Annotated in this window: 21 protein-coding genes; 14 read left to right on the top strand and 7 right to left on the bottom strand. The window is 62.5% G+C overall.

Annotation, left to right across the window (positions count from 1 at the left end):
* The first annotated feature begins 39 nt into the window (after positions 1–39).
* Entirely contained in the window at positions 40–1,053 is a 1,014-nt protein-coding gene (gene pdxS / locus HY556_06790; GenBank protein MBI4393486.1) for a pyridoxal 5'-phosphate synthase lyase subunit PdxS, read from the top strand.
* Between the two features lie 297 nt (positions 1,054–1,350).
* Positions 1,351–1,776, top strand: a complete 426-nt coding sequence (locus HY556_06785; GenBank protein ID MBI4393485.1) for a response regulator — start codon at positions 1,351–1,353, stop codon at positions 1,774–1,776.
* Between the two features lie 87 nt (positions 1,777–1,863).
* Here the strand turns inward: HY556_06785 and HY556_06780 are convergent, their stop codons facing one another.
* A complete protein-coding gene (locus HY556_06780; GenBank protein MBI4393484.1) occupies positions 1,864–2,034 on the bottom strand; it encodes a hypothetical protein in 171 nt (56 codons plus the stop codon).
* A gap of 376 nt (positions 2,035–2,410) precedes the next feature.
* Here HY556_06780 and HY556_06775 point away from each other — a divergent pair, with 376 nt between their 5' ends.
* The 3 genes from HY556_06775 (at position 2,411) to HY556_06765 (ending at position 3,890) form a co-directional block, all read left to right on the top strand.
* Positions 2,411–2,833 (top strand): response regulator, encoded by a 423-nt coding sequence (locus tag HY556_06775; protein ID MBI4393483.1) that lies wholly within the window; start codon positions 2,411–2,413, stop codon positions 2,831–2,833.
* Positions 2,834–3,016: 183 nt separating this feature from the next.
* Positions 3,017–3,685 (top strand): pyridoxal 5'-phosphate synthase glutaminase subunit PdxT, encoded by a 669-nt coding sequence (gene pdxT, locus HY556_06770; protein MBI4393482.1) that lies wholly within the window; start codon positions 3,017–3,019, stop codon positions 3,683–3,685.
* Between the two features lie 31 nt (positions 3,686–3,716).
* On the top strand, positions 3,717–3,890 hold the full coding sequence (locus HY556_06765) for a hypothetical protein (protein ID MBI4393481.1): 174 nt from the start codon (positions 3,717–3,719) through the stop codon (positions 3,888–3,890).
* Here the strand turns inward: HY556_06765 and HY556_06760 are convergent.
* Positions 3,881–4,153, bottom strand: a complete 273-nt coding sequence (locus HY556_06760; GenBank protein MBI4393480.1) for a hypothetical protein — start codon at positions 4,151–4,153, stop codon at positions 3,881–3,883. The genes HY556_06765 and HY556_06760 overlap by 10 nt on opposite strands.
* Position 4,154: 1 nt before the next feature.
* Positions 4,155–4,682, bottom strand: coding sequence for a helix-turn-helix transcriptional regulator (locus tag HY556_06755; protein MBI4393479.1), 528 nt, complete (start codon positions 4,680–4,682; stop codon positions 4,155–4,157).
* Positions 4,683–4,830: 148 nt separating this feature from the next.
* Here HY556_06755 and HY556_06750 point away from each other — a divergent pair, with 148 nt between their 5' ends.
* The 3 genes from HY556_06750 to HY556_06740 all read left to right on the top strand — a co-directional run bounded on the left by HY556_06750 (position 4,831) and on the right by HY556_06740 (position 6,354).
* A complete protein-coding gene (locus HY556_06750) occupies positions 4,831–5,022 on the top strand; it encodes a hypothetical protein (protein MBI4393478.1) in 192 nt (63 codons plus the stop codon).
* A 28-nt stretch (positions 5,023–5,050) separates the two neighbouring features.
* Positions 5,051–5,626, top strand: a complete 576-nt coding sequence (locus tag HY556_06745; GenBank protein ID MBI4393477.1) for a hypothetical protein — start codon at positions 5,051–5,053, stop codon at positions 5,624–5,626.
* A 62-nt stretch (positions 5,627–5,688) separates the two neighbouring features.
* The gene (locus tag HY556_06740; GenBank protein MBI4393476.1) at positions 5,689–6,354 is read left to right on the top strand and encodes a class I SAM-dependent methyltransferase; all 666 of its coding nucleotides are present in this window, start codon (positions 5,689–5,691) and stop codon (positions 6,352–6,354) included.
* A gap of 177 nt (positions 6,355–6,531) precedes the next feature.
* On the opposite strand, the gene HY556_06735 is transcribed toward HY556_06740, so the two are convergent.
* Together HY556_06735 and HY556_06730 are read right to left on the bottom strand one after the other, a co-directional pair.
* On the bottom strand, positions 6,532–9,690 hold the full coding sequence (locus tag HY556_06735; GenBank protein MBI4393475.1) for an isoleucine--tRNA ligase: 3,159 nt from the start codon (positions 9,688–9,690) through the stop codon (positions 6,532–6,534).
* 363 nt (positions 9,691–10,053) lie between these two features.
* Positions 10,054–10,305, bottom strand: a complete 252-nt coding sequence (locus tag HY556_06730; protein ID MBI4393474.1) for a hypothetical protein — start codon at positions 10,303–10,305, stop codon at positions 10,054–10,056.
* Between the two features lie 274 nt (positions 10,306–10,579).
* Here HY556_06730 and HY556_06725 point away from each other — a divergent pair, with 274 nt between their 5' ends.
* Both HY556_06725 and HY556_06720 read left to right on the top strand, forming a co-directional pair.
* Positions 10,580–11,131: a PadR family transcriptional regulator gene (locus HY556_06725; GenBank protein MBI4393473.1), complete on the top strand. Its 552-nt coding sequence runs from the start codon at positions 10,580–10,582 to the stop codon at positions 11,129–11,131.
* A gap of 210 nt (positions 11,132–11,341) precedes the next feature.
* Positions 11,342–12,835: a ferric reductase-like transmembrane domain-containing protein gene (locus tag HY556_06720; protein MBI4393472.1), complete on the top strand. Its 1,494-nt coding sequence runs from the start codon at positions 11,342–11,344 to the stop codon at positions 12,833–12,835.
* Positions 12,836–12,911: 76 nt separating this feature from the next.
* Here HY556_06720 and HY556_06715 read toward each other — a convergent pair whose 3' ends face one another.
* Complete coding sequence (locus HY556_06715) at positions 12,912–13,109, bottom strand: hypothetical protein (protein MBI4393471.1); 198 nt, start codon at positions 13,107–13,109, stop codon at positions 12,912–12,914.
* Between the two features lie 249 nt (positions 13,110–13,358).
* On the opposite strand from HY556_06715, the gene HY556_06710 reads away from it, so the two are divergent.
* From HY556_06710 to HY556_06700, 3 genes are all read left to right on the top strand, one after another.
* Positions 13,359–14,186, top strand: coding sequence for a homocysteine S-methyltransferase family protein (locus HY556_06710; protein MBI4393470.1), 828 nt, complete (start codon positions 13,359–13,361; stop codon positions 14,184–14,186).
* The gene (locus HY556_06705; GenBank protein MBI4393469.1) at positions 14,183–15,061 is read left to right on the top strand and encodes a DMT family transporter; all 879 of its coding nucleotides are present in this window, start codon (positions 14,183–14,185) and stop codon (positions 15,059–15,061) included. Before HY556_06710 ends, HY556_06705 begins: the two co-directional genes overlap by 4 nt.
* Before the next feature lie 88 nt (positions 15,062–15,149).
* Positions 15,150–15,809, top strand: a complete 660-nt coding sequence (locus tag HY556_06700) for a ribulose-phosphate 3-epimerase (GenBank protein ID MBI4393468.1) — start codon at positions 15,150–15,152, stop codon at positions 15,807–15,809.
* A gap of 53 nt (positions 15,810–15,862) precedes the next feature.
* On the opposite strand, the gene HY556_06695 is transcribed toward HY556_06700, so the two are convergent.
* Entirely contained in the window at positions 15,863–17,359 is a 1,497-nt protein-coding gene (locus HY556_06695; protein MBI4393467.1) for a hypothetical protein, read from the bottom strand.
* 110 nt (positions 17,360–17,469) lie between these two features.
* Between HY556_06695 and HY556_06690 the strand changes: the two genes are divergently transcribed.
* On the top strand, positions 17,470–18,483 hold the full coding sequence (locus HY556_06690; GenBank protein MBI4393466.1) for a CPBP family intramembrane metalloprotease: 1,014 nt from the start codon (positions 17,470–17,472) through the stop codon (positions 18,481–18,483).
* Positions 18,484–18,590: the final 107 nt, after the last annotated feature.

Here is an 18,590-nt window from a genome sequence, read left to right as displayed (position 1 = left end):
CCTAGATATAACGCGCCCTTGATAGTTCGTGTCGAAAACATGCCCACGAACCTTGAACTCGGCAAGCTCCGCCACGGGACCGAACTCCTGAAACGCGGATTCGCCAAGATGCAAAAAGGCGGCGTCGTGATGGACGTCACGAACGCGGAGCAGGCGCGGATCGCCGAGCGCGCCGGGGCGGTGGCCGTGATGGCGCTTGAACGGGTGCCCGCCGACATTCGTGCGGAGGGCGGTGTTGCGCGCATGGCAGACCCGACGAAGGTCGCCGAGATCATCGACGCCGTCTCCATACCGGTCATGGCGAAGGCAAGAATCGGCCACTTCGTCGAAGCGCAGATTCTCCAAGAGCTTGGCGCGGACATGATCGACGAGTCCGAGGTGTTGACGCCCGCGGACCCTTACTACCACATCGACAAGAGGGCTTTCACAGTCCCCTTCGTTTGCGGCGCTCGCACCTTGCCGGAGGCTTGCCGACGCATCTTCGAAGGCGCGGCCATGATCAGGACCAAAGGCGAGGCGGGGACGGGAAACGTCGTCGAGGCCGTAAGGCACCGTCGACAGATCCTTCGCGCGATCACGGAACTGTCGTCCATGGATTCCGTCGCGATCTCGGCGCTCGCAGATACTTACGCCGAAAGCTACGCCCGGCTCTATGTGGAGGTCCAGGGCCTCAACGGCAAGAAGGCCAACGTGAGATCGACGACCCCCGTGTTTTCTGATCTCACGGCCGCGAAGGTCTCCAAGGGTATTCGCGAGGTGCTGGTCGAGATCAAGAGGAAAGGACGGCTGCCGGTCGTGGATTTCGCGGCCGGCGGCATCGCAACGCCCGCCGACGCGGCGCTCATGATGCAGCTTGGTAACGATGGCGTATTCGTCGGTTCCGGGATCTTCAAATCGAGCGACCCCGAGGAGCGCGCCAGGGCCATCGTCGAGGCGACGACGAATCTCGACGACCCGACGGTCCTCTCCAAGGTGTCGCGGGGGCTAGGCGCCGCGATGCCGGGCCAGAACATCGAGAACCTCGCCACGAGACTGCAAGATCGCGGCTGGTGAGGTCGGAGTCTTGGAGCAAAGTCTCGCCGACGCCCCGGTCGCTGCCTCCACTTGCTTTGCGCCGCGATGACGCCGCAGTGACCTTGGCCTTATCGATTCACATGGCGAGCGCGCCACAGGATCAAACGGCACCGTTGACCGCTCGGCGCCGGCGCGCCCTCCTGGCCTCGCGATACGTCACCCACCCATCTCAAATCGACCAATTGCCTTAACCAGTACACTTTTTCTTGACAGATGCCACTCTGTCAGAAAACCTCTTTGAGCCCCAGGTAACTGACTTATGGAGGTCGTTTGGCTGTGGCAGCGACAGGGAAAGGGCGCGGGCAGGCTCGGGGCGGACGACTCTCGATCCTGCTCGTCGACGACGAGCCCGACATACTCGCGAGCCTTAGCGCGCTCATCCAGACGTGGATAGACGGTGCAGAGGTCGCGATCGCCTTGTCCGGCGAAGACGCACTCGCCAGGGCGCGAGGCCGCGACTTCGACGTCCTCCTCACGGATTTCCGCATGCCCGGCATGGACGGCGTGGAACTTGCCGAACGTTTCACGATGGTCTCGCCGAGCACGCGTCGATTGCTACTCAGCGCGTTCAGTGAAAACCAGAAGGTGGAGAAGTCCAAAGGCGAGGGAAAAATCGACGAAGCGCTTTCGAAGCCAGTGGAACCCGCCAAGCTCATCGCAGCGATCATGCGTGCCTCGACGCGTAGCCAAAGCCCGCCATGAGACCGCCAAGCCCAAGGCGTCCACTGCGTCACCCGCGAGGATCGGTGGCCAAGAACACGGAACGGGGGTTCGGCCGATTTCCTCGGCTCAAACGCCTTTTACGCGGCGGTTGCGGATCGTCATCTCGCCCGTGGGCTGGTTCACGTAGCACGATTCGCACACGAAGACCTGGTCCAAGGTCTGTCCCACCATGTACCAAACGCCACTCACGGGTTTGTCGCGACGGCATTCCGTGCATCGTCTGGTCGTTACGTCCATGGCACCACGATCCGCGCACCCGCTTGCCTCACGCAGGCGCCGTAAGCACTAGGCGGGTCATCCGACTTAAACGTGCCCGTCCAAGCGTGGGATCGAACGGCGGTCACACATCATGGGTTCATGCGCATCGTATGACTCCGGCGAGCCGATCACGGCGCAGGGTCCGACATTTGTCCTTGGGTCGTCGATCCGTCGACGCGCCCACGGCCGCGCTCGACGCGGCGTACAAGTCGCCCCGACGCTTCCCAAAGGACACCCGTAACCCCGTTCTTGGCGAGGAGTTGAGCGGTGGCGCCGGCGCGGGGTGCGGGGCCGCAGGAGCTATGTAGCCGGTTGGAGGAACAGGGTGAGATAAGGGGAAGAATAACGGGGGAACATGGAAGATTCTGGGGAAGACGACGAGGCCGCCCGTAACAGGGTGGTCCTCGTGGTCGACGACGAGCACGACATCGTGGAGGGCCTCGCGACCATCCTTCCTCGCTGGATCGATCGCGTGGAGGTCCTCAAGGCATCATCCGGGGAAGAGGGCCTTGAGATCGCCCGAGGACGTAGCATCGACCTCATCATCACCGATTACAGGATGCCCGGGATGAACGGCCTTGAGTTCCTTGAACGGGCGCGCGACGCCGACCTGGACACGGCGACGATCCTCATAACCGCGTTCCCGAACGTCCCTGAGGTCCTGGAAGCGGTCGAGACTGAAAGAATCGGACGCATGTTCACCAAACCGTTCCAGGTGCCGGAACTTATCGAAGCAGTGGTAAGAGATCTGTCCGACGGGCCGGCTTGGGTCGACTGAACGCGACGCCATGGATCGAATGAGTGTGGAGTTCCGGGCCGCGGCGCGTAGAAAGACGATGGGCCGCCACCGGCCGAGGCGGTTCCCAAATTGTTCACTTGACTTGTTCCGCGGCGGCCGACGGCTCGCTTGCGGCGAAACACCGTCACAACCTTGATTAGACCTTCGCGATGATGGTCAGGCGTGAAGATCGCGGTCGTCTCCGTGCAAGGCGCCTTCGCCGAGCATCAGGATGCGGTCCGGGCGGCGGCCAGGACGATCGGTGCGCGCGTCGACGTCTTAGAGGCGCGAAGGCCCGCGGACGTCATCGAAGCGTCCGGCGTCATCATCCCAGGCGGGGAATCCACGACCATATCGAAGCTCATCGATAAGGCCGGCATCCGCGACGTGCTCATCCGACGGGCCAACGAGGAGGACCTTCCCATCATGGGCACTTGCGCGGGCGCGATCCTCCTTGCGAACCGCGGCGACGACCAGGTGAAGCGGACGGACACGAAGCTCTTGGGCCTCATGGATATGGCCGTGGACAGGAACGCGTTCGGCCGGCAGCGGGAGTCGTTCGAGGCGGATGTGCGACTGAAGTTCCTGGCCAAGCCGTTTCGAGCGATCTTCATCCGAGCGCCGGCGATCCTCCAGACTTTCCGCGAGTGCAAGATAGACGGGTTCTACACGGGAGTTCCCATCGTGCGAGGAAGCGCGGCCGACGAATCGGACAAACGAGGAGAGAAAGGGTTCATCGTCGCCGCGAGGGAGAAGAACCGGCTCGCCTTCTGCTTCCACCCGGAATTGACGCGTGACCCGAGGGTCCACGGGCATTTTCTTGAGATCGCGCGTTCGTGGGAAAAACGGTAGGCGGGGCCGCTCCCGCCAAGGGGGTACCTACTTGTACGTATTTGGCGTCCCGCTCGGCAGCCCGGTCCAGAAGGCATGCCATGACGGCGACGTCCTCGCGGGCTCAAACGAGCGCGGCGTCGCAGGCCCATGCCCGAAATCGCTCAAGACGACCAACGACGGGCGAGCGACGTGCGCGCAACCGCGCCTCTTCGATCACGTGTAATGTATGTCGGTCTCTTCCGGCTTCGCCTCTTCCTCGGCCTTCGCCTCGATGATGTCGATTGAGAGGATCATGTGGCTTGGGATGACGCGGATCTTCCCCTTGATGTCCCCGTGCGTCTTGTCCAATTCGATAGCCAGCCCGTCTCCGGAACCCACGGAGACGTAGCCCTTGAACGTCCCGTTGGTGAGCAGGTTCTCGTCACGCGTCCCCGCCGACGTGATGCGGTACTTTGAATCGACCGTCAGATGGATGTCGTGGGCCACGCTACTTCCTCCGTTCCGGGATTTGCGCGACCCTGAGGTCGGCGTCCCCGTCGCCGCCCGTGCGGCCACGCTGCTCCTTTGCAACGAGCTCCTGGAGATGATCCACGGTCTTCCTGTAATTCTCGACCGCGACTTTCACGTGCGCTTCGACGAAGTTCCACGCCTTCGACAGGTTTCCGTAACGGAGGCGGTAACCCTTGCGCGTCTGCTCTTCCCCCTCGCCCTTCAACGAGACCTCCTCCATGATGTCGAAGCTCTTGAGTTTGTTCAAGTGTCTGTAGACCGTCGGGCGCGACGTCTTGAGGACGACCTGCAGTTCGTCGATCGTCCACGCCTTGTCGGGGCGCCGGAGAAGGCAATTCATGAAGAGGCGGTACGGGACCGATTGGCGGACGTTCTCCACTTCCGTCTTCGGGTCGTAGCCCTTGGGCAGGTAGCCGATCTGGTAGAGGAATGTTATCGCCACGGCCTCAGGGTCCCCGATGGGCGTCATCGGAGTGTTGCTCACGACCTCGATCTCGAAAACCATTTGATCCCTCGAGCACTGACCGGCGAAGCGCTTATTAACGTTTTTGTTTGACAATGGAACGCGTTTCCGGCCGCCTGTAACCCGTTTTGCCTTTTCTCCCCCTGCTGGGTTCGAAAAGCTTACCCGTGGGGGGTGGATAACGCGCCTGATGGCCGAGGCTCGTAAGCGCAAGTGCCACCATTGCAAGAAGAACAAGGAGGCGCAAGTCTGGTTCGCCCGCACCGAGAAAGTGAAACGCTTCCTTGGACCGGAAAGACAGTTGCGCGTGCACTGGTGCGCCGAGTGTTTCTATGGGCTCCCGGAGGAAGACCGCAGGCAGTTCTTCGCGGAGCAAGGTTGAAGAGGCAAAGAGTGCTTTCCACATGGGCATGATTATGAGAAGGACGGGCAGCCGCGCGAAGACTGTTGTTGGATGGCGCACGGCGCCCGCGCTCATGATCTTGACCGTTCTTGCTGTTGCTTCCTCGGCCGGGTGCCTCGGAGGCGAGGCGCCCCTATCGGACGCAGGAAAGGGGCAGGACACGACGACCGGCGGCGACGGCACGGAAAGCGCCAACACGGGCGGAACGAACGCCACGGGCGGAGTCGGCGGCAGCGACGGCAATGTCACGGGTGAGGGGGAGAACACGACAAGCGACGCGCCGACCCGCCGCGGACCAATGCAATGGAGGCTAGACGTGCGAAACAACGCGTTCTCCAACGCAAGCCTTACCGTTCAGCGGGGAGACGGCGTCCAATGGACCTTCCGCGACGCGTCGGTTCATACCGTGACCTCAGACGACGGAGGAGCCGAATTCGATTCCGGGCCGCGCTCGTTCGAAGGCGCGTTCAACCACGTCTTCGACAAAGTCGGGTCTTACCCGTACCACTGCAAGATACACACGTCGATGACGGCGAAGATCGTCGTCTTGGAGACGTTCGCGGGAAAGCCGGCATCGGGCTAGGTCCTTCCCCCCTGGAGGCGCGGCGATGTCGCGTCGTTTCGGCCGCGCAAAGACGCGATTTTATGTTACCCACGCGCATTGCGCCGCGTGTGAAGGTCTATACGGGACGTCCCGGCGCCTCGCCCGTCGTTGCCGGGCTTTTTGCCGCCCGCCACCTGATACCCGGTGACAGGATACTCGACGTCGGATGCGGAACCGGTAATGATGCGATAGCGCTCGCCCGCCTGGGCGCACATGTGACCGGCATCGACAACGACCCCCAAGTGCTCCGCGTCGCCCGGGCACGCTCCACCCGATTGGGCCTTACGGCGAACCTCGAATTCCGGGAACTCGACGTCTTGAAGATCGGCGAGGCTTTCAACGGCCGACACTTCTTCGCCATAGTCGATACCCTCCTCTTCAACAACCTGCCGACCGAGAAAGAACTCGATTATGGAAGACAGGCAGCGCAGGTGATAGAACCCGGCGGCCTATGGGTGCTCCAATGGCGCTCATCGAAGGTCGACCACGAGCACCGCGACGGGCCGCCGAGCCCACGACCGTTTCTACGTAAGTGGTTCGATTTCGGGCCGCCCGTGCCGACCCTGCTCGCGGAGCATCCGCGGGGAAGAAGGGACCCGCCGTTCGCACGCGTGGTCGTCTGGGTGGGCGTCCGAAACGACAAGACGGCGCAAGTCCCCACGAGGCGGACGCCCCGGGCCGCGCCTGCCACCGACGCGACGGCGTAGCCGGGTGCCCGCGAGCCTTATTGATCCGCGATGGTGTTTCTTCGCAAGGCCACTTCATCACAAGGCTGGTTCGTGAGAAGGCTGGTCCGCACGAGGCTATTGCTTACCAACACCAATTCTTATGAACGCCAATTCTTCACGAGAATAGTTCCTCGCAAGCCCGCATTCTAGGTAAGTCTAGCTCTTCACGAGGCCTAGGACGATCGTCTCGTCCTCAAGTTCCCACTCCTTGACGTGGCTCCCCTTCGGTTCCTTGGAGAAGGCAAGCTTCGTCGCCCTCGTCTCGGACGCGATGTGATCCGTCCACTTCTTCAACGCCTTCTGCGACTCGGGGGAAACGGCGGCCTCCACCGTGATCTTGTCCTCGACGTTCAAGCCCATCTCCTTTCGCATCTCCTGGATGCGCCTCGTGAGTTCCCGGGACAGCGCCTCGGCCTTGAGCTCGTCGGACACGACGGTGTCCACGTAGACGCTTCCGCCGCGGAAGTCGTTGCCGACCACCTTGTCGGGAAGCGCGGTCGTGAAGGTCACCATCTCGCGCGTGACCTCGAAGGCGCCCTTGCCCTTGCCGAGCTTCGCCTTCCCGTCTTTTTCGAGGGCGGTCTTCAGTTTCTTCCCGTCGGCCTTCTCGATCAGCTCCCGCACGAGAGGCGCGTCCTTCTTGAAAGCGGGCCCGATGACGTTCTTCACAGGCTGCGCCACGACGACGAGGTCCTCCCAGGATTGTCCGACGAACTCCAGCTTCTTTGCGTTCGTCTGGTCGAGCACCGTCGATTCCAGGGAGCGTATCGCGTCCTCCACGTCCTTCGTGCCGGCGACGATTATCTTCGCAACAGGCCAGCGGAGCTTCATCTGCGCTTTCTGGCGGGCGTTCGACGCCGCTTCGACGAGGTCGCGCGTTACGCCCATCCGTGCTTCGAGCGCCTCGTCGCGCATCTTATAGGGCTTCGGCCAATCCGCCATGTGGACGGTCTCGAGGTCGCCCGTTTTCAGGTCCTCGTGCATGGCGTCCGAGATGTGAGGCGCTATCGGCGCCATGAGCTTCGCCGTCGTCATCAACGCATCGTAGAGCGTCCGATAGGCCGCGAGCTTGTCCTTGCTGTCGCCTTCCGCCCAGGTGCGGTCCCTCGTGAGGCGGACGTACCATCGCGAGAGGTCTTCGAGTATGAAGTTGGAAAGTGAGCGCGAGCCCTTGTGGAGTTCGTACGTGTTGAAACCTTCCGTCACCGCCTCGATCGTCGCGTCAAGGCGCGAGTAGAGCCACTTGTCTTCCGCCCGAAGCGCTCGTTTGACGCTCGTGAGCGTCGTCTTTTCCGGGTCGAACCCGTCGAGCGCCATGTACGTCGTCGAGAAGTAGTGGACGTTCCAGAGGATGTTCAACATGCGTTGGACCGTCTTCACGCCCTCGACGTTGAACGCGATGTCTTCCCACGGCGCGGAGACGGAAAGGAAGTAGAAGCGCAACGCGTCCGCCCCGTGCTTGTCAGTCACTTCGCTCGGGAGGATGACGTTCCCGGCGGATTTGTGCATCGGATGCCCCTGCGCGTCGTGCACGAACCCGTGCATGAGGACGCTCTTGTACGGGACCTTGCCAAGGGCCACGACTCCAGCGCCTAGTTGCGAGTAGAACCAGCCTCGCGTCTGGTCGAGCCCCTCGACTATCCAGTCCGCCGGCCACCAGCGCTCGAAGTCCGTGGTCTTTGACGGGTAGGAGAGTTCCCCCCAGCTTGCGACCGCGGAGTCGAACCAGACGTCCAAGACGTCCGGGATGCGGTGCATGGTGTCGCCGCAGTCCTTGCAACTGATGGTGACCTCGTCGATCCATGGGCGATGGATGTCATCGCTCACGTGGAAGTTCGTGGCCCGCTCGCGTAGCTCCTTCCTCGTCGTAAGGACCTCGACGTGGCCTTCACGGCACCTCCAGACCGGGATCGGGATGCCCCAATAGCGCTGCCGGCTGATGCACCAGTCGCGGGCGTTCTCCACCCAGTCCTTCTCGCGCGCCGAGCCCGCCCACTCCGGCGTCCACTTGATGCGATCCACTTCGGAGAGCATCTTCTTCTTGACCTTGGTGACCTCGATGAACCACTGTTTCGTGGCGCGGTAGATTATCGGCGTCTTGCAGCGCCAGCAATGGCCGTAGCTGTGGGTGATCTGCTGTCGATTGAAAAGAAGGCCCGCAGCGTCAAGATCGGCCGCGATCACGTCGTTGACTTCTGAGACGTTCTTCCCCCGGTACACACCCGCCTCGGAAGTGTAGTTTCCGGACTCGTCGACGGGACAGAAGGCGGCGATGGCGTACTTCTCGCCGCTCTCGAAGTCTTCGGCGCCGTGACCGGGCGCCGTGTGGACGAGGCCCGTGTTCTCTTCCGTGACGTAAGCGGCGAGGATGACCTTGTTGTTCCATTTGGACTTGGGCGAGGCGTGGTGCGGGATGCTCTTTGCGAAAGGATGGTCGTATTCGAGTCCTTCAAGCTCCTTTCCGGAGACGTTTCCGACGACGTAGTGGGCCGTGTACTCCTTGTTCTTCGCGAAGTTCGCTTCGACGCAACCTTCAGCAAGGATGATCGTCTCCTCTTTGCCGTCTTTGCGCGTTGCGAGCACTTTCGCGTACGTGAAATCCGGATGTGCTGCGATCGCGCAATTCCCAGGAAGCGTCCACGGTGTCGTGGTCCAGATGAGGAGGAACTCGCCGGGCTTGCCTTTCACGGGGAACTTCACGGTGACGCTCGGGTCCTCGCGGTCCTTGTATTCAAGTTCGGCCGCCGCAAGCGCCGTGGCGCAGCGTCGGCACCAGGGAATAGATCTTTCGGCCTCGTAAAGAAGCCCCCTGTCGTGTGCCTGCTTCAGAGCCCACCACGCGCCCTCCATGTATTCGGGCTTGATCGTCATGTAGGGGTCGTCCCAGTTGAGCCAGACGCCGAGCTTCTTGAACTGGTCGGTCATCGTCTTCAACTGCTTCACCGAATAGTCGCGGCACTTGTTGACGAAGGTCTCGATGCCGAGTTGCTCGATCTCCCTCTTGTTCTTGATGCCGAGCTCCTTTTCGACCTGGACCTCGATGGGGAGCCCGTGCATGTCGTACCCGGCCTGGTCGCGCACGTTGAGCCCGGTCATCGAAAGATGGCGGACGACCGAATCCTTGAGCGTCTTGTTCCAGGCGGTGCCGAGGTGGATGTAACCTGTCGTATAGGGAGGGCCGTCGATGAAGTAGAAGTCCTTCCCTTGCCTGCGGTGGGAACGGGTCAGCTTGTAGGCATCCCGTTTCTTCCAAAGATCCTGGACTTCCGCTTCGAGAAGGACCGGATTATAGGATTTCCTGGCCGGCTTCACCATGGACGATGTTTCCTGGCCGCGGACCCGCCGGCTTCCCCCGGTCCCGGTCCAAATAGGCCCAAAACAGGGTTGTAACCCCCTTTTCATTCTTAAAGCGAGCGGCAGTTCCCGACCCCGGAGGCCACTTGATCGGGTGACGAAGGCGGGGCTTGCCCGGGCGATCCCGGCCGCATCCTGGCACCCGGCATTCGTCGGGGCTTGATTTCATGGAAGTCACGAAAGGAAACGCCGCCACCAGTCGGAAGGACTCACGGGGTCGAAGCGAGAGCAGCGGACCGTGGGAAGACGGAGGGAAAAAAGGGAGCGCCGGACCCGGTATTGGTGTTGCCGAAGAAGGGTCCGGCGGCCTGGTGCTGGAAAGTATCAGTGGACTTCGTCGCCCATCAGAGCCGGGGCGGCGATTTCTGTTTCGACGGGGTGCATCGATGCCGGGCGCACCATGCCGTCGTTCATGCTCGTGAAATAGCGGCCAAGGGCGGCCTCCACCGTGTCGCTGATGCTCTGGCCCTTGAGGACCTTCAGCGTGTGGAGCTTGATGTGGTATTCGACGGGGATCTTTACCTTGATCTCTTTCGCGTCCGCCAGGCTTCGCATCGGATCCTTTTCGGTTTCCATTCGCGTCCCTCTCCAAATCCCAAAGGGGCTTTTGCTTCGCGCCCCGCTTGGGTTAGATTCTATACTATCGACAGTATAAAAAATCTTGTAATGGTCTGGAAACATGTCAACGATGGTCCAGATTCTATACTATGCTTCCCCCGAATATGTTAATACATGATAGTCCAGCCGGTATACTATCGACAGAGCAATAGTCCGTTTTCTATACTATACACCTGTAACCCTGGGGTGCGACGAATAGTATAATAGCGGCCCTGCCGACGGATGGGAACTCATGGGCGACCCGAAAGCGCAACTCATGCGCGGCCTCATAGAGCCGCTGCTTCTTGAGAGCATGGCCAGGGGACCCAAGCACGGTTACGCGTTGATAAAGGAGGTCGAATCCCTCTTCGGCGTCGCTCCGAACAAGAACCAGATCTACCCGCTCCTTTCCCGCCTGGAATCAGAAGGCCTCATTTCCGGCAAAGCCGACAAGGAAGGAAGAGGAAAGACGGAGTTTTCTCTTACCGCCAAGGGCCGGACCCTACTAGACGATTACCGGTCCATGCCGCCGGAGTTCATGCGCCTCGTCGGCGAGCTCTGGGGCGATGGCCTCGCCGAGCGGCAACCCGCGGGCGGGCCATCAGAAGGCGCTCGCAACCCACAGACAATGCCATCCCCAAGCGACCACCTTGTCGTGACCCTCCGGGCAAGGCCAGGCTCCGGCGCCGTGGAAATAACGTTCGAGAACCTGGAGACCGGCGCGAAGGCCTGCGCGTCCTGCAAGGCCGCTGCTGAGGCCCTGCAGTCGGTGCAGAAGCGTTTCTTTGCGTCGTCAGGCGAATGAAGGCGGCCGCGCGGAATCCAAGTCCTAGCCGCGATCGCCTCTTGCCGCCCCCGCCGTTTTCCTCGGGCGTCGCAACGCGCCCGCCGCGCAGGCAATCAAGCAAGTGGGGGGCCGCAGGCCCCCCGTGGCGTGTGCAGGGAGCCAGCCGTGCCGCTTCAACGACATCCTCATCATGCTTAAATACGGCCGGGCAAGTATTCGAGGCCATTCATGAGTGGAATCCCTCTTAGGGCGAGCCGCCGGTCAAGGAAACTCGCGGGCGCCCTCCTCGCGTCCGCCTTCTTCTTCGCGCTCGCCCTCGGCACCATCGTCGGGGCGCAAGAGGAAATCCCGCCCGAGGGCCTCGAATTCGACACGACCGAGGCGAATTGCATCGGCCACCACAGCGCGGAGGATCCGCCGCTTCGGACCACGATGATCGTGGTGCCCGACAGCCTTTCAGCGGTGCCCGCGGGCTCGAATTTCACCTACAATGTCACGGTCGTCAACCCGTGGAAGCACGAGTTGCTCACCCCGAACGCCACGTTGAACCTCACGTTCGCGCCATCGCTTGTGTTCTTGGGGGACAAGTTGCCCTACAATGATGTGAACGAGGAACAGATGGCGCTAAGCGATGAGCGGGGTTTCGAATTCCCTGTGGACGATAACGCCACGGAGATCATCGCCGACCTCGTAGGGGAACCGGGACAGACGGGGACGAATGATTGGACCCTGACCTTGTATTATGGGACCATCGTGCCCGGCGGCGCTCCCGTTGGCGCCGACTTCCCCGGGAACGGATACGACACCCAAGACGCCCTCACCGATGCCTCGATCGAACCGTGGCACGACCAGGTGAGGGTGAACGACACCGCGTTCCTTCAAGGCGCGCGTTCGGTCCCCGAGACGACCGGGTGGATCGCGGCGGTGAGCTTCGACACCGGCCCGCCTGTAGCCGCCGCTAACTTCAAACTCGTCATCGACGTCTTCTACAACGCCTCCAAGAACCCCGAGAAGATCCTCCTTGGGCCGCCGATCCTCAAACCCGGCGAAAGCCACACCTACACGTTCGATCTGCGCGCCGGCCAGGCAAAGGGGCCCGTGAAGCTCGTCTACGGCGCCGTCGGACATCCGCACTACCTACACTCGACACCCCAGGCGGTCGATGACGGCGTCTTCATAAAACAGCACCTCGCCGATTTCGCCGTGGGCGACAGCTTCGCCCAGGGGACGGCCATCGTCGCGACGGGGATCACCCTTGACCCATTGCAGAAAGTGATGCGCGCCTGGGGCCAGGTCACGGGGTTCAGTTCGCTCTTCCTCATCGTGCCCTCGCTCATCCTCGGCGGCACGTTCGGGCAAGCGAGTGTCCGGACGCTGAACAAGGCGATCGGCACGGCGAGACGTCGCGTCCTCTGGCACAATTCCGCCTCGTTCGGCCTCCTTGGAATCGCCATCATCCACACGGTCCTCTTCATCGTCGAATCGTACTACAACTGGACTTTCGGACTCCTATGGGGCGGGCTTGCGACACTTGCCATGGTGGGCCTCGCCATCACCGGCATCATCCAGAAACGCCTCATCGACGATTGGGGCTACAACCAGTGGCGATTCGTGCACTTGTCGCTCGGGATACTGACGGTCTTCTTCTCGCTCGTGCACACGGCGATCGATGGGAGCCACCTGCAGTTCTTGCGAGAGGCCTTTGGGACGACGTCGAGCTAGGTCCTGGGCCTCGCCGCTTTCAGGAACGGGTGCGAAAATCGCGCTGAAGCCTGGTCCCTACGGGCACGGCGACCGCTCATTTCGTCTGCTTCGACGGAAAACGCGTACGAGGCGCCAATCCCTTGGCGTGGCGCTTTCCATCGCGCCAGTCCTGCCACCAGACGGCCGCGTAGTAGCTCACGATCATGAGTACTACAAGGATGACGAGTGAAAGGAGAAGTTCCATCTCCACGGACAGAGCGGAGATGTCCAGGAGATCGAGGGGCCCTGCCACATGGTCCCATTCCGGCTCTTTCTATTTAATGATTCTAACCACGGCGCTGCAACGTCTTCCCGGAGAGGAAATCGTGGCCGTCGCCAGGGGGCGACAGACGCATCGTCGAGAATGGTGGCAAGCATGACCGGGAACGGTTAAGACCCGGCCGCGGCTCCCCACGCTGTGAGCCCCCTCGCACCACACGAACAGCAGCGACTTGGCGCCGCGGAATCGGGCACCCAGGAACTTGTGCTGCTCGACGGCGCCATGGGCACCGAGTTGACGCGCCGCGGCAGTGACACGAGCCTTCCCCTCTGGTCCGCACGCGCCTTGAAGCGGGAACCTGACTTGGTACGTCAGATCCATCGCGACTACGTGGAGGCGGGCGCCGACGTGATCACGACCAACACGTTTCGGACGAAAAGGCGCACACTCGAACGAGCCGGCGGAGACCTTGATTGGCGGGAACTTACGAGCACGGCGGTCGAGCTTGCGAGGAAGGCGGCCTCGGCTCGACGCGGCGTGAAGGTGGCCGGCTCGATCTCGCCCCTTGAGGACTGTTACAGACCCGACCTTTCGCCCGGGGCCGCGTCTTTTGACGAGCACCTGGAGATGGCGCGTCATCTTGCCGACTGCGGGTGCGACCTGCTCCTGGTCGAGACGATGGGGACGCGCGACGAGGCTGTGGCGGCGACAAGGGCCGCGCGGGACACCGGCCTTGAAGTCTGGGTGGGTGTCATGGCAAAGGCGGCGGACTGCCTCTACTCGGGGGAACCCTTGGGAGCCACGGTGCGGGCGTTGGTCGAAGAAGGCCCAAAGGCGATCCTCGTCAACTGCTCGACGCCGGCGGTGACCGACGCGGCTATTGATACGGTGGCAGTTTCCGCGCCAGGGATCCCGCGCGGCGCGTACCCGAATGCCGGCGTCGCTGACGATGTGACGGGATGGCGTAGCGACGCATCCTACACGCCCGAGCGGCTGGCTCTCGACGCGCGGACATGGATCGGACGAGGCGCAACCATCGTGGGCGGGTGCTGTGGGACGACGCCTCCGCACATCAAAGCCGTCGCGAAGCTAAGGGGTAAGTCCCGTTGACCTACGAGGCCCGGCGAACGACCGTCGCCCTCATCCTTGTCCAGATCCTCTTCGGTACCCTCTCGGTCGCTGGCAAGTTCGCGCTGACAAGCGTCTCCCCGATGGTCCTCTCGGCCGTACGGGTGACACTCGCGGCCCTTGTCCTCTACGCGCTGCAGCGTATTATCAGCCGCGAGACGATCCGCTCGTTGGCCGACTACCGGACCGTCTTCGTCTACAGCGTCTTCGGCGTCACACTTAACCAACTCCTGTTTCTGAATGGCCTGGCCCTCACGACGGCGACGAACGCCACGCTTCTCATCACGACCATTCCGGTCATCACGATCATCATCGGCGCGGCCTTGGGGCGGGAGAAGCCCATGCCCGTACGGATCCTCGGAGTCGCCTTCTCGCTCCTCGGCGTCGCGGTGCTCTTAGGGCTCGACCGACTCGACCTCTCGGATCGCTTCCTCGTTGGAAACATCCTTGTGGTCCTCAACAGCGCCTCCTTCGCGTTCTTCCTCGTGATATCGCGAGACCTCCTTTCGCGCTATCAGCCGCTCACCATCGCCGCTTGGACTTTCATCTTCGGCTCGATCTCCATCACGGCGATAGCGGTCCCGGATCTCCTCGTGTGGGACGCGCTTTCCATGCCGACAGACGCGTGGCTTGCCATCCTCTACATCGTCGCCTTCCCCACAGTCACCACGTACTATCTCAACAACTGGGCGTTGAAGCGCGTCAGTTCGTCGCATGTGTCGAGCTTCATCTACCTTCAACCCCTCGTCACGGCGGCCCTCGCCATCTCGTTCCTTGGCGAGACCATCATGCAAGAGACGGTCGTCGGCGGTGCGTTGGTCCTCGCCGGCGTCTTCCTCGCGACGCGCGCCCGCTAGGCGGAAGCGCCGACGGTCGTAGCCTGACCCGTCGCCACGACCATGTCGCGTTCGCAACCATGATATACGCCGATGCCAAGTCGGGGGCGTGAAGCAACCGACACTCGTTGCGCCGTCGATCCTCTCCGCCGATTTTTCAAGACTTGCCGAGGAGCTGGCTCGACTCGGACCCGCAGGCGCAGATTGGGTCCATGTCGACATCATGGACGGCCGTTTCGTCCCGAACATCACGTTCGGCCCACCGGTGGTCGAGAAGATCCGGCCCCACACGCGGCTTCCCTTCGACGTCCACCTCATGATAGAGCAACCGGAACGATTCCTGGCCGATTTCAGACGAGCGGGCGGCGACTCGCTGACCATCCACGCGGAGGCGTGCCCGCACCTTCACAGGACGGTGCAACAAGTGAAAGAAACGGGGGCCAAGGTGGGCGTGGCCTTGAACCCGGCAACACCTCTTTCCACCGTCGAGAACGTGATCGAGGAGATCGACCTCCTCCTAGTGATGACGGTGAACCCGGGTTTCGGCGGCCAGGCCTTCATCAAGTCGATGATACCGAAGATCAAAGCCGCGCGGAGACTGATAGACGATACGGGGAGCAAGGCACGGCTCGAAGTCGATGGGGGCGTAAGCGCCGAGACGGCTCGCGACGTACGGGACGCGGGGGCGGACGTGCTCGTCGCCGGATCCGCGGTTTTCAACCACAAGGGGGCGATGGGGGAAATAATAGAGACGATACGTTCCGGTTGAAGGGACCCTGAGCCAGACCTTTTCTTCAAAAAGGCGTGCCGGCCCGAAGCGCTTCAGCCGCGTATCGAGAGAGGCGTCCCGCCCGACTGCATCGCGACAAAGATGTGCACGGTCTTGCCGCCCTCTGGGGGGTCCGTGGGGAAAGCCACGACGAGTCGTCCGTCGGGCATGAGGTCGGACTCGAAGTAATCGAGGAAATTCCTGTCGTTGGCAAGGCAAAGGCCGCCGCGCGAGCATATGCCGCCGACGTGTATCTTCTCCGCGACGGTGCTCGTCACGATCTTCGGCGAGGATGAACCGACGCCGTCGACGATCGTGGCCATCACGTCCCAAACGCCCACCATGTCGGTGTCGAGCGGCGTGTCGCTCGCGTAATACGTGATTGCCACCCGATCTCCCGCGCCGCCGGTGACCCACGGCTGGATGGCAGACATGCGCGTGCTCACATCAAGCGGCTTCGTCCACGTGGCGCCCCAATCGGCGCTTGAGACGAGGCGCACCTTCGCGGCCGTGCTAGTGACCTTCGCCGGGTCGGGGACGTCCTCGCTCCACGCGTACACCACGTGGCCATCGCCCGTCACGTCGAGCGCCGGCGCCATGAGCGTGCCACTCCAATGAAGTCCCGTCGCGGGCGCCGGGACACGAGCGCCCGTGTCGACGACGTCCCACGTGAGGCCGCCGTCTTGAGTGCGGGCTACGAAAAGGCCGTAGGTGCGCGCCAGTAGGAAGCCGCCAAGGCCCGTCGGGTCCATGGGGACCGTTGCCATGTCCAAGGGTTGCGTGAACGGTATGAACGCTCTTTCGCCCGAAGGCTCGAACTGCACTTGGCCGAGCCAACCGATGTTGTCCCCGAGGTACACGATGCCGGTCCAGGTCTTACCGCCGTCGAAAGTGGAATTGATCGCGACTTGGCGCAACTCGCTTTCCGCGCCGCCCATCCAGGTGACGATGAGGTGGCCATCGCCCGCCGCGGCCATCCATTGCCGATCCGCCCAATGCCCGTCCGGGGTCGCGTTCCCGAGGTACGACCACGTTTCGCCGCGGTCCGCGGACATGAGGACCTTGATGCCTGCGCCGAGGTTGCTCGAATAGACGTTTCCCACGGAATCGATGGCGACTTCGGCGTCGCCGTTGGCGAAGCTCTTGTTGTCGTCCATGAGCCGCCCGTCGGTTCCCTTGTTCAACCGTTTCCAGGTCGATCCCGCGTCGTCGCTTCGGTAGACCAACCCGTGGCGGCACGTCGAACCGGCCGTCGCGTCCGTGACGGCGGGCTCTCCTTGGAGGTCGCAGCCGGGCATCGTAAGGTAGAGCGTCCCGTCGAGTGCCGCGGCGACGCCGGGCTCGCCGCCCGTGGTTTTCAAGACCCTTTTCCCAAGCGCGAACAGGGGCGCCTCGAGTCCCACCGGCTCGGTCGCGCCCGCGAGGGCGTGCGTTGCGCCTTCAACGGGCGGGGGCAGGATGCCGTTCGACGCGGTCGAAGGCGTCGTCGAGACGCAGCCCGATATGACGAGGGACGCGAGGAGAAGGAGGCAGGCGACGGGGTTCTTCACGCGGTGAAGCCTCCGCGGGGCACGATAATGTTTATGGTAACTGCCGTCCCGTGTGCGCCGTTCCTGTCGCGGTGCTCAAAGGAAGCCCTTAAGAGGGCGGCGAATCGATTTTGGGAGCGGACTCCACCGGTGCCGACGTCTTGCCATTCACCTTCCTTGGTTACCACCTGACCACGATCACCCTGAGCTGGCTCATCGGTTTCCTGCCACGTTTCGCGAAGACGTTCGGGGTCCTTCCCGAGCGCCTCGGCCGGGACTGGAACGCCCTGCAGTGCCTAGGGGCCGCGCTCATCGCTTACCCGTTCGTCCGGTTCCTCATCGGGATATACGAGTCGATCCCCCTTCTCCAGGAGTACACGGTCTTGGAGGCGATCCCCGAGGCCGCGCTGTGGCGCACAATCAGTAATCAAGTGATCTATTTCACCCTCGTCCCGCTTCTCGGCGTCATCCTCGTGTCGCGGATGGGGCGACGGGCAAGGGCCTTGGAGCCTGGAACCGCGCACCCGCTCGTCGACGCGCTGAAGGACGCCGGCTCGGCGCCGCGCGTCGGCCTCCGGGAGGACGTCTCCGCGGGGCTGTCGCTCCTCATCCTCGTGCTACTTCTCTACCTCGGCGGCACTTTCATCCTCTACACGTTCCTCGGAAGCGTCCTGGTCACCGGTGATGAGAGTCGCGTCTTCCTGAACGTCACGCCACCCATCCTGCTTGGACTCTCGATAATGGCAGGCGTCTCCGAGGAGTTCCTTTTCAGGGGCGTATTGATGACGATGCTTCGGGCTCGCTTCGGCCTGATCGCGGCCGTCATCGGGCAGGCGGTCTTCTTCGGGTTCGTCCACGCGGGCTATGGGAACTGGGCGCACGTCGTCGGCCCCGCGATCTTCGGGCTCATGATGACGGTGGTCGCGATGCGCTACGGCCTCGCCGCGGCGATCGTGATACACGCAGGCATCGACGTCTTCTTCTTCAGCCTCTCGCTTCTCGAACTGGAGCCTGCGTACATCGTCCTCGCCGCGGCCGTCGCGGTGGCGGCGCTCATCGTCGGGATAGCGACACGGTTCGAGGCCGCCATCGAGCTAGCGCGGTGGCTCTTCGGCGAGAAGGATGGGTCAAAAACGGCCACCTGACGGCGTAGTTCCCGTGGGCGGGGCCTGAAAGGGTGTTACGCCAACCATTCGGGCTTCATTTCGTTGCCGCCGGAGTAACGCTCCTGCGTGGAGACGTACTCGGAGTA

It is taken from the genome of Euryarchaeota archaeon, assembly GCA_016207515.1.
Lineage (GTDB): Archaea > Thermoplasmatota > SW-10-69-26 > JACQPN01 > JACQPN01 > JACQPN01.
The sequence above is the reverse complement of the archived record's forward strand: the minus strand, read 5'-3'. Positions and strand labels throughout refer to the sequence as shown.

Excerpts from the sequence above, each read along its gene's own strand:
- HY556_06720 (MBI4393472.1), top strand. The coding sequence starts at position 11,342 with ATGAGTGGAATCCCTCTTAGGGCGAGCCGCCGGTCAAGGAAACTCGCG.
- HY556_06755 (MBI4393479.1), bottom strand. The coding sequence starts at position 4,682 with ATGGTTTTCGAGATCGAGGTCGTGAGCAACACTCCGATGACGCCCATC.
- HY556_06780 (MBI4393484.1), bottom strand. The coding sequence starts at position 2,034 with ATGGACGTAACGACCAGACGATGCACGGAATGCCGTCGCGACAAACCC.
- HY556_06730 (MBI4393474.1), bottom strand. The coding sequence starts at position 10,305 with ATGGAAACCGAAAAGGATCCGATGCGAAGCCTGGCGGACGCGAAAGAG.
- HY556_06740 (MBI4393476.1), top strand. The coding sequence starts at position 5,689 with ATGTTACCCACGCGCATTGCGCCGCGTGTGAAGGTCTATACGGGACGT.
- HY556_06735 (MBI4393475.1), bottom strand. The coding sequence starts at position 9,690 with ATGGTGAAGCCGGCCAGGAAATCCTATAATCCGGTCCTTCTCGAAGCG.
- HY556_06750 (MBI4393478.1), top strand. The coding sequence starts at position 4,831 with ATGGCCGAGGCTCGTAAGCGCAAGTGCCACCATTGCAAGAAGAACAAG.
- HY556_06725 (MBI4393473.1), top strand. The coding sequence starts at position 10,580 with ATGGGCGACCCGAAAGCGCAACTCATGCGCGGCCTCATAGAGCCGCTG.
- HY556_06710 (MBI4393470.1), top strand. The coding sequence starts at position 13,359 with ATGGGCACCGAGTTGACGCGCCGCGGCAGTGACACGAGCCTTCCCCTC.
- pdxS (MBI4393486.1), top strand. The coding sequence starts at position 40 with ATGCCCACGAACCTTGAACTCGGCAAGCTCCGCCACGGGACCGAACTC.
- HY556_06745 (MBI4393477.1), top strand. The coding sequence starts at position 5,051 with ATGATTATGAGAAGGACGGGCAGCCGCGCGAAGACTGTTGTTGGATGG.
- HY556_06775 (MBI4393483.1), top strand. The coding sequence starts at position 2,411 with ATGGAAGATTCTGGGGAAGACGACGAGGCCGCCCGTAACAGGGTGGTC.